Source organism: Methyloversatilis sp. (assembly GCF_030696805.1).
Lineage (GTDB): Bacteria > Pseudomonadota > Gammaproteobacteria > Burkholderiales > Rhodocyclaceae > Methyloversatilis.
In genome coordinates, this window is the sequence record NZ_JAUYRO010000041.1 from 126386 (window position 1) to 134341 (window position 7956).

The window sequence follows — 7956 nt, forward strand, 5'->3', positions numbered from 1 at the left end:
CCGCCAACGCGGGAACACCACACTAGGAGACAGGCATGACCGAGGGACATCAGGAAGCCGGCGGGGGTGACTCATTCGATCTGAGTCAGTTCTACCAGATCTTCTTCGAGGAGGCGGGCGAAAACCTGGACCTCATGGAGCAGATGCTGCTCAATCTGAACCTGGAGACCGCCGACGACGAGGAGCTCAACGGCATTTTCCGTTGCGCGCATTCCGTCAAGGGCGGTGCGGCCACCTTCGGCTTCGCGGACGTGGCTGAGTTGACGCATCAGATGGAGTCCTTGCTGGACCGCCTGCGCCGGCATGAACTGCAGCCCAACCCCATGATGGTGGATGTCCTGCTCGAATCGGCCGATGCATCGCGCGTGCTGCTCGCGCGTCATCAGACGGGCGAGACCAGTGAGCCGCCCTCCAACGCCGATCTGGTGCGTCGCATCAGCGAACTGGCGGCAGGCGGAACGCCGATACCGGCTGCTGCGCCGGTTGCCGCGCCTGAGCTTGCCGCTCCGGTCCAGGCCCCGCCTGCTGTGCCCGTGCCTGCACCTGCGACCGTTGCGGCCAAACCGGGCTCGCGGCAACTGGAGATCCGCATGGGCCCGCTGGATCGCCCCGACCAGGTCGATGGGGTCAAAGACCTGTTCCGCGATATCGTCGGCCTCGGGTCGGTCACCGAGGTCGCCAGCGACCGCGCGGACACGCGGGTGTTCCATGCGTCGACCTCTTCCAGCAACGAGGATCTGCTCGATCTGTTCGCCTTCCATGTATCGCGTGAGCAGGTGAACATTCGTGAAATGGACACGGCTGCGACATCCTGGTCGGACCGTGACGATCCGCCGCCCGGCGCTCCTGTGGCGCCAGCGCCTGGTTTCGGATTTTTCGAAGGGGCTCCGGGGGTGCCGAATGGCGCTGCGTCCGCCCCGGTCGAGGCGACCGAGGCCAGGCCGGCCGCGGCCAAAGCGGGTGCGACCAAGCCAGCACCCAGCCAGGTCACCGCCCAGCCGGAAGCGGCCACCATCCGGGTGGCGATCAGCAAGGTCGATCAGCTGATCAACCTAGTGGGCGAACTGGTCATCACCCAAGCCATGCTGGCCCAGAACAGCCAGGCGCTGGATCCGGCAGCCAATCAGCAGTTGATGGCGGGGCTGGCCGATCTGGACCGTAATACGCGTGACCTGCAGGAATCGGTGATGTCGATCCGGATGATTCCGATGTCCATCGTGTTCAGTCGCTTCCCTCGGATGCTGCGAGACCTCGCCAGCAAGCTGGGCAAGAAGGTGGAGTTCGTGACCCAGGGCGAGGCGACCGAGCTCGACAAGGGCTTGGTCGAGAAGATCACCGATCCGCTGACCCATCTGGTGCGCAATAGTTGCGACCATGGGATCGAGATGCCGGGCGATCGCCTGGCGGCGGGCAAGCCCGAGACGGGCACCATTACCCTGTCGGCGGCCCATCAGGGCGGCTCCATCGTGATCGAGGTGCGCGACGACGGTCGTGGCCTGTCGCGCGAGAAGATCCTCAACAAGGCACGCGAGCGCGGCCTGGATGTCTCTGACCAGATGTCCGACGGTGACGTCTGGCAGCTGATCTTTGCACCCGGCTTCTCCACGGCTGAGGTCGTCACCGACGTGTCGGGTCGTGGTGTCGGCATGGACGTGGTCAAGAAGAACATCGCGGCGCTCAATGGCACGGTCGAGATCGATTCGTCCGAGGGGTATGGCATGCGGGTATCGGTCCGTCTGCCTCTGACCTTGGCGATCATGGACGGGATGTCGGTGGGCGTCGGTGACGAGGTCTACATCCTGCCCTTGTCCTCAGTGGTCGAATCCTTCCAGGTCAAGGATGATGCCGTCAACACGGTGGCCCAGGGCTCGCGCCTGGTCAAGGTGCGCGACGAATACATGCCCGTGATCGAGCTTGAAAAAGTGTTCCAGGTGCCACGTTACGACGCAAGCAAGTCGAGCGACATCATGGTCGTCGTGGAGGCTGAGGGCAGTCGCGTGGCTCTGCTGGTCGATGAGTTGCTGGGTCAGCAGCAGGTCGTGGTGAAGAATCTGGAAACCAATTACCGCAAGGTTCCGAATGTCTCGGGCGCCACGATTTTGGGTGACGGCAAGGTGGCGCTCATCCTGGATACCAGCACCCTCGTGCGGCGTTCACGTCATTGATGCACTCCAAGGAGAAGATGGGTATGAGCGAGACAGATGAGAGCAGCAAGTTGGTGTCAGGTCCCCGCGAGTACCTGACGTTCCGGCTGGACCAGGAAGAGTACGGCATTGATATCCTGAAGGTGCAGGAAATCCGGGGCTATGAGAAGCCCACACGCATTGCCAACGCGCCCGAGTTCATCAAGGGCGTGGTCAATCTGCGCGGCACCATCGTCCCCATCATCGACATGCGCCTGAAATTCAGCTGCGCCCAGGCCGAATACAACAGCTTCACGGTGGTCATCATCCTGAATCTGCGCAACCGCATTGTCGGTATCGTGGTTGATTCGGTCAGCGACGTGATGGAGCTGGCGCCGGAGAATTTGAAGGCTGCACCCGACATCGATGGCTCCATCGACAGCTCGGCCGTGGTCGGTCTGGGTTCGGTCGGTGAGCGCATGCTGATCCTGCTGGATATCGAAAAGCTCATGTCCGGCGTCGACATGGGCCTGGTTTCTGTCGAGGCCTGATCGTTGCCAGTACGATTCATGACACGCACCCAAGTGCCCTGTCTATGCTGAGCTCCGACAAAGCGGCCAGGACTTCAAGGGCCGGCGCAGACAGGGAGAGCGCGGCGGAGATTGCCGGGGGCGATGTGAATGCCAGGGAGTTCAGCTGGACACAAGCCGATTTTTCGCGCGTCCAGTCGCTGATCTACCAGCGCGCGGGCATCAGTCTGCATGATGGCAAGCACGCCATGGTGTACAGCCGTCTGTCGCGCCGGTTGCGCGATACGGGTTATCAGAATTTTCGTGACTATTTGTCCTGGCTGGAGTCGCAGGACGGCCCGGAATGGCAGGAATTCGTCAACGCCCTGACGACCAACCTGACCTCCTTTTTCCGTGAGCATCACCATTTCGAGATCCTGACCGACCATCTGAAGTCTCGACCCGCCAACACGCCCTGGCGTGTATGGTGCAACGCGGCTTCGACGGGCGAAGAGCCCTACTCGATCATCATGACGGCGCTGGATGCACTGGGCCCTCAGGCCAACTTCAAGCTCTGGGCCAGTGATATCGATTCCAAGGTGCTCGCCACCGCCGCGAGAGCTGTCTACCGGCAGGACGCGATCAAGGGAGTCGATACGGCTCGATTGCAACGCTTCTTCCTGCGTGGCAAAGGCAATAACGAAGGATTTCTGCGCGTCAAGCCCGAGCTGCAGCGCATGGTGGAGTTCCTGAGCGTCAACCTGATACGTGATGACTGGCCCTTTCGGGAGCCTTTCGACATCGTGTTTTGCCGCAATGTGATGATCTATTTTGATGCCCCGACACAGCGCAGCGTGCTGGAGCGTATTCACCGGGTCATGAAGCCGGGTAGCCTGCTGTTTGTCGGCCATTCGGAAAATTTCAATGAGTCGCGCGACCTTTTTGTCCTGCGCGGGAAGACGGTGTATGAGCGCCGCTGAAAATCACTTTCCCCGGCCGGCGCCAGCCGGTTTTCTGGCGGGTGCCGAATGAAAACGTCCGAGCTTCCCGTGCGCGCTGCGCCTCTGCGTCCCTTAACGTCGGGCGGCCCCAAGGTTCTGGCCGGGGGACGGATTTCGCGGGTGGACGAACTCCGCGCGCAGCCGCGCAAACCGGGGGAAGCGTCCTTCTTCTATGCGGATCACCATTTTCAGTACGATGCCGTCAAGGTGCTGCCGGGCGAGTACTTCGTGTCTGGTGATGACGTTCTCATCATGACGGTGCTGGGCTCCTGCATCGCGGCTTGCGTCTGGGACGGCAAGGCGCGAGTTGGCGGCATGAACCACTTCATGCTGCCCGAGGGTGAAGATGGCTCGGGGCGCTATGGCTCCTACGCCATGGAGCTATTGCTCAACGAGATGATCAAGATGGGGGCCCGTCGCGAAACCATGCAGGCCAAGATTTTCGGTGGTGGCGCCGTCATGGCTGGTTTCACGACCATGAACGTTGGGGAGCGGAATACCAAGTTTGTGCTCGACTATCTGTCCACGGAGCGTATCCCTGTGGTGTCACAAGACGTCTTGGATATCCATCCGCGCAAGGTATGCTTTTTCCCTGTGACAGGCAAGGCGCTGGTCAAGCGCCTGGCTCATGCACACCCCGAAGCGCTGGTCGTGGAAGAGCGCAAGGGCAATGCGGCCGCCTTGGCCAAATCTACCGCCGGTGGATCTGTAGACTTGTTCTAGAGAGGTTCGGTTGAAGAAGACTCGAGTGGTAGTGGTTGACGACTCCGCCTTGGTGCGCAGTCTGTTGGCCGAGATCATCAACCGCCAGCGTGACATGGAGTGCGTCGGCACAGCCAACGATCCCCTGATCGCACGCGAGATGATCCGTGAATTGAACCCGGACGTGATCACGCTGGATGTGGAGATGCCTCGAATGGATGGCATCGAGTTCCTGGGCCGTCTGATGCGTCTGCGCCCCATGCCTGTACTCATGATCTCCACACTCACCGAGCGTGGTGCCGAGGTCACCCTTCGAGCCCTGGAGCTCGGCGCTGTGGATTTTGTCGCTAAGCCCCGCATCGGCCTGGCCGATGGCATCAAGGACTTGGCCGATCAGATTGTTGAGAAGATCCGTATTGCGGCGGCTGCGCATATCCGGCGCGCATCGCCAGCGACCGGTGGGCCGGCCGCTGGCGCAAGTGCTGCGGGTGCCGTTTCGCCGCCGCTCAAGCTCCTGGGGCGTGTGTCCACTGAAAAGCTGATTTGCATCGGATCTTCGACCGGCGGTACGGAGGCGGTCAAGGAGATCCTGATCCACATGCCGGCCGATTCCCCCGGGATTGTCATCACGCAGCATATGCCCGCGGGTTTTACGACCAGCTTTGCAGCTCGCCTTGATGGTCTGTGCCAGATCACGGTGAAGGAAGCGGCCCATGGTGAGCGCATCCTTCCCGGCCATGCCTACATTGCGCCCGGGGGGAAGCAGTTTCGCATTGATCGCAGCGGCGCCAACTACGTCGCCGTGGTGGAGGATGGTCAGCCGGTCAACCGGCACATGCCCTCGGTGGAGGTGCTGTTTCATTCCTGCGCCCAGGTCGTGGGGCCGAACGCCTTTGGCATCATGCTCACAGGCATGGGCAACGATGGTGCCAAGGCCATGCGCGAAATGAAGGACGCGGGCAGCTACAACTATGTCCAGGATGAAGCCAGTTGCGTGGTGTTCGGTATGCCGCGCGAGGCCATCCAGCATGGTGCGGCCGACGAGGTGCTTCCCCTGACAGCGATTGCGCCAGCCTTGCTGGCTCGGCTTAGCAGAAGCGGTAGCGATCGCTACCGTGTTTGAGTGGCGCGCTCAAGCGCGCGCCGACAGCGCTTCCCACCGGTTCAGGGCGGCCATCAGTTCAGCTTCGATGTCAGTATCCCGCTGCTGAAGGGCGGCGGCGCGTTGTGCGTCCCTGGTGTACAGGGTGCCATCGGCGAGATCCTGGTGCAGTTGGCCCTGTTCCCGTTCCAGGGCGTCAATCAGGTCGGGCAATGCCTCCAGCTCCCTTTTTTCCTTGAAGCTGAGTTTGCTGCTGCTGCCGGCGGCGCGGGTGGGTGGCGCCGAACTGGTCGGCACCGGGGCGTCTGTGATCTTGCTGGCGATCGGCTCGTCAGCTGCCTTGATGGCCTGGCTGCGTCGTGACTGCGTCAGCCAGTCGTCCACGCCGCCTTCGTACTCCCGCCAGCGTCCATCCCCTTCATGTGCAATGGTACTGGTCACGACATTGTTCAGGAAGGTGCGATCATGGCTGACGAGAAACACCGTGCCAGGATAGTCCTGCAGCAGCTCTTCCAGCAAGTCCAGTGTGTCGATGTCCAGGTCATTGGTGGGCTCGTCCAGCACCAGCACATTTGCGGGCCTGGCGAACAGTCTTGCCAGCAGCAGGCGGTTTCGCTCCCCGCCAGAGAGGGCTCGCACGGGTGAATTGGCGCGAGCCGGAGAGAACAGGAAGTCGCCCAGGTAGCTCTTGACATGCTGGCGCTTGTTTCCGATCTCGATCCACTCGCTGCCGGGACTGATGAAGTCTTCCAGTGTGGCGTCCAGGTCCAGGGCGTTTCGCATCTGGTCGAAGTAGGCCACCTGCAGATTGGCGCCCTGGCGCACCTTGCCGCTATCGGGCAGCAGCTCGCCCAGGATCAGCTTCAGCAGCGTGGTCTTGCCGGCACCATTGGCACCGATCAGGCCGATCTTGTCGCCGCGCAAAATGGTCGCGCTGAAGTCCCGGACGACGGGTTGATCGCCAAAGGACTTGCTCACGTCGGTCAGTTCGGCCACCAGTTTGCCGCTCGGTGCGCCGCTGGCAATGTCCATCCTGACACTGCCTACGGCGTCGCGCCTCGCGGCGCGCTGGCCCCGCAGTTGCTGCAGGCGGGTAATACGGCTCTGGCTGCGTGTGCGCCGAGCCTCGACCCCTTTGCGCACCCATACCTCTTCCTGCGCGAGCAGTTTGTCGGCTTTGGCGCTGATCACGGCCTCCTGCGCAAGCTGCTCCTCCTTCAGCGCGAGGTACGTCGTGAAGTTGCCTGGATAGGAGTTCAGCCTTCCGCGGTCCAGTTCCACGATCCGTGTGGCAACCCGGTCGAGGAAGGTTCGATCGTGGGTAATAGTGACGATGCTGCCCTTGAACTCCCGCAGCAGTGTTTCCAGCCACATGATGGAGTCCAGATCGAGGTGATTGGTGGGCTCGTCCAGCAGCAGCACGTCAGGCTGGGTCACGAGCGCTTGCGCGAGTGCAACACGTTTGCGTGTGCCGCCGGAAAGTGTCTTGATCTGCGCACCGGGCGCCAAATGCAAGCGGTGCAAAGTCTCGTTCAGGCGTTGCTCCCAGTTCCAGCCATCTTGAAGCTCGATGGCGTCCTGAAGTTGGCCCAGATTTCCCTCGCCTCGTGTGTAGCAGTCAATCAAATTGATCACGTCGGTCAGTCCCGTTCGGACGGCTTCGAAGACCGTGTTCTCCGGGTCGAGAGCGGGCTCCTGGGCAACGTAAGCCAGCCGAAGGTTCTGCTGCAATTGCAGGCTACCGTCATCCGGCTTCTCCATTCCCGCCAGAATTTTGAGCAGTGAAGATTTGCCAGTGCCGTTGCGGCCGATCAGGCCGATGCGCTCGTTGGACTCCAGAGCGAAATCCGCGTGGTCAAGCAGGGCAACGTGACCGTAAGCCAGTTGGGCGTCGAGAAGTGTGAGCAGGGCCATAAGTGCTGGCGATTATCCCTGTATGGGCCTGGCGACGACCAGTGACCTAGTGCGTAGGCGTCGGCCGAAAGAGCAGATGCCAAGTGGCCGAAAAGTTGTGCTATAGTGGAGGGCTTCGCTCCTAAAAAGAACGAATCGAAGCGGCGGTTACCCATGCAGTGGGTCCCAATTCTGCTTCCGGCAGACCGGTCAAGAAATTTCGCGATCGTGTTGACGGGATGGAAAAATTGGTGCTATAATTCGAGGCTCAGCTGATCGCAGCTAAGCAGACGCGGGGCAGAAATGTTCTGCGGTGGTTCATTAAAAATATACAGCCGATAAGCGTGGGCGTTTGAAGGCGATTGCCAAGTTCTTCGGAACTAAGTGCAAGTCACTTAAAAACGCTCATGAGAATAGAAGTGAAGTTCACTTCAATTCCGTTTTTATGAGTTGCTCGAAAGAGCGAAAAATTCAAGATCGAACTATAGAGTTTGATCCTGGCTCAGATTGAACGCTGGCGGCATGCCTTACACATGCAAGTCGAACGGCAGCACGGGAGCAATCCTGGTGGCGAGTGGCGAACGGGTGAGTAATATATCGGAACGTGCCCAGTCGTGGGGGATAAC

General features: G+C 60.8%; 6 protein-coding genes and 1 rRNA gene. 6 read left to right on the plus strand and 1 reads right to left on the minus strand.

Annotated features, from left to right (window positions below):
* Positions 1 to 35 precede the first annotated feature (35 nt).
* The 5 genes from Q8R75_RS07385 to Q8R75_RS07405 all read left to right on the plus strand — a co-directional run bounded on the left by Q8R75_RS07385 (position 36) and on the right by Q8R75_RS07405 (position 5458).
* A complete protein-coding gene (locus Q8R75_RS07385) occupies positions 36 to 2165 on the plus strand; it encodes a chemotaxis protein CheW (protein WP_305663621.1) in 2130 nt (709 codons plus the stop codon).
* 17 nt (positions 2166 to 2182) lie between these two features.
* On the plus strand, positions 2183 to 2674 hold the full coding sequence (locus Q8R75_RS07390; RefSeq protein ID WP_305663628.1) for a chemotaxis protein CheW: 492 nt from the start codon (positions 2183 to 2185) through the stop codon (positions 2672 to 2674).
* 44 nt (positions 2675 to 2718) lie between these two features.
* On the plus strand, positions 2719 to 3612 hold the full coding sequence (locus Q8R75_RS07395) for a CheR family methyltransferase (protein WP_305663622.1): 894 nt from the start codon (positions 2719 to 2721) through the stop codon (positions 3610 to 3612).
* A 141-nt stretch (positions 3613 to 3753) separates the two neighbouring features.
* Positions 3754 to 4356 (plus strand): chemoreceptor glutamine deamidase CheD, encoded by a 603-nt coding sequence (gene cheD, locus Q8R75_RS07400; RefSeq protein ID WP_305663623.1) that lies wholly within the window; start codon positions 3754 to 3756, stop codon positions 4354 to 4356.
* A gap of 10 nt (positions 4357 to 4366) precedes the next feature.
* A complete protein-coding gene (locus Q8R75_RS07405) occupies positions 4367 to 5458 on the plus strand; it encodes a chemotaxis response regulator protein-glutamate methylesterase (RefSeq protein WP_305663624.1) in 1092 nt (363 codons plus the stop codon).
* A 9-nt stretch (positions 5459 to 5467) separates the two neighbouring features.
* Here the strand turns inward: Q8R75_RS07405 and Q8R75_RS07410 are convergent, their stop codons facing one another.
* Positions 5468 to 7351 carry an ATP-binding cassette domain-containing protein gene (locus Q8R75_RS07410; protein ID WP_305663625.1) on the minus strand — a complete coding sequence of 628 codons (1884 nt, stop codon included), beginning with the start codon at positions 7349 to 7351 and terminating at the stop codon, positions 5468 to 5470.
* 458 nt (positions 7352 to 7809) lie between these two features.
* Here Q8R75_RS07410 and Q8R75_RS07415 point away from each other — a divergent pair.
* Positions 7810 to 7956 (plus strand): 16S ribosomal RNA (locus tag Q8R75_RS07415); the annotation flags it as partial.

Excerpts from the sequence above, each read along its gene's own strand:
- Q8R75_RS07385 (WP_305663621.1), top strand. The coding sequence starts at position 36 with ATGACCGAGGGACATCAGGAAGCCGGCGGGGGTGACTCATTCGATCTG.
- Q8R75_RS07390 (WP_305663628.1), top strand. The coding sequence starts at position 2,183 with ATGGGTATGAGCGAGACAGATGAGAGCAGCAAGTTGGTGTCAGGTCCC.
- Q8R75_RS07395 (WP_305663622.1), top strand. The coding sequence starts at position 2,719 with ATGCTGAGCTCCGACAAAGCGGCCAGGACTTCAAGGGCCGGCGCAGAC.
- Q8R75_RS07410 (WP_305663625.1), bottom strand. The coding sequence starts at position 7,351 with ATGGCCCTGCTCACACTTCTCGACGCCCAACTGGCTTACGGTCACGTT.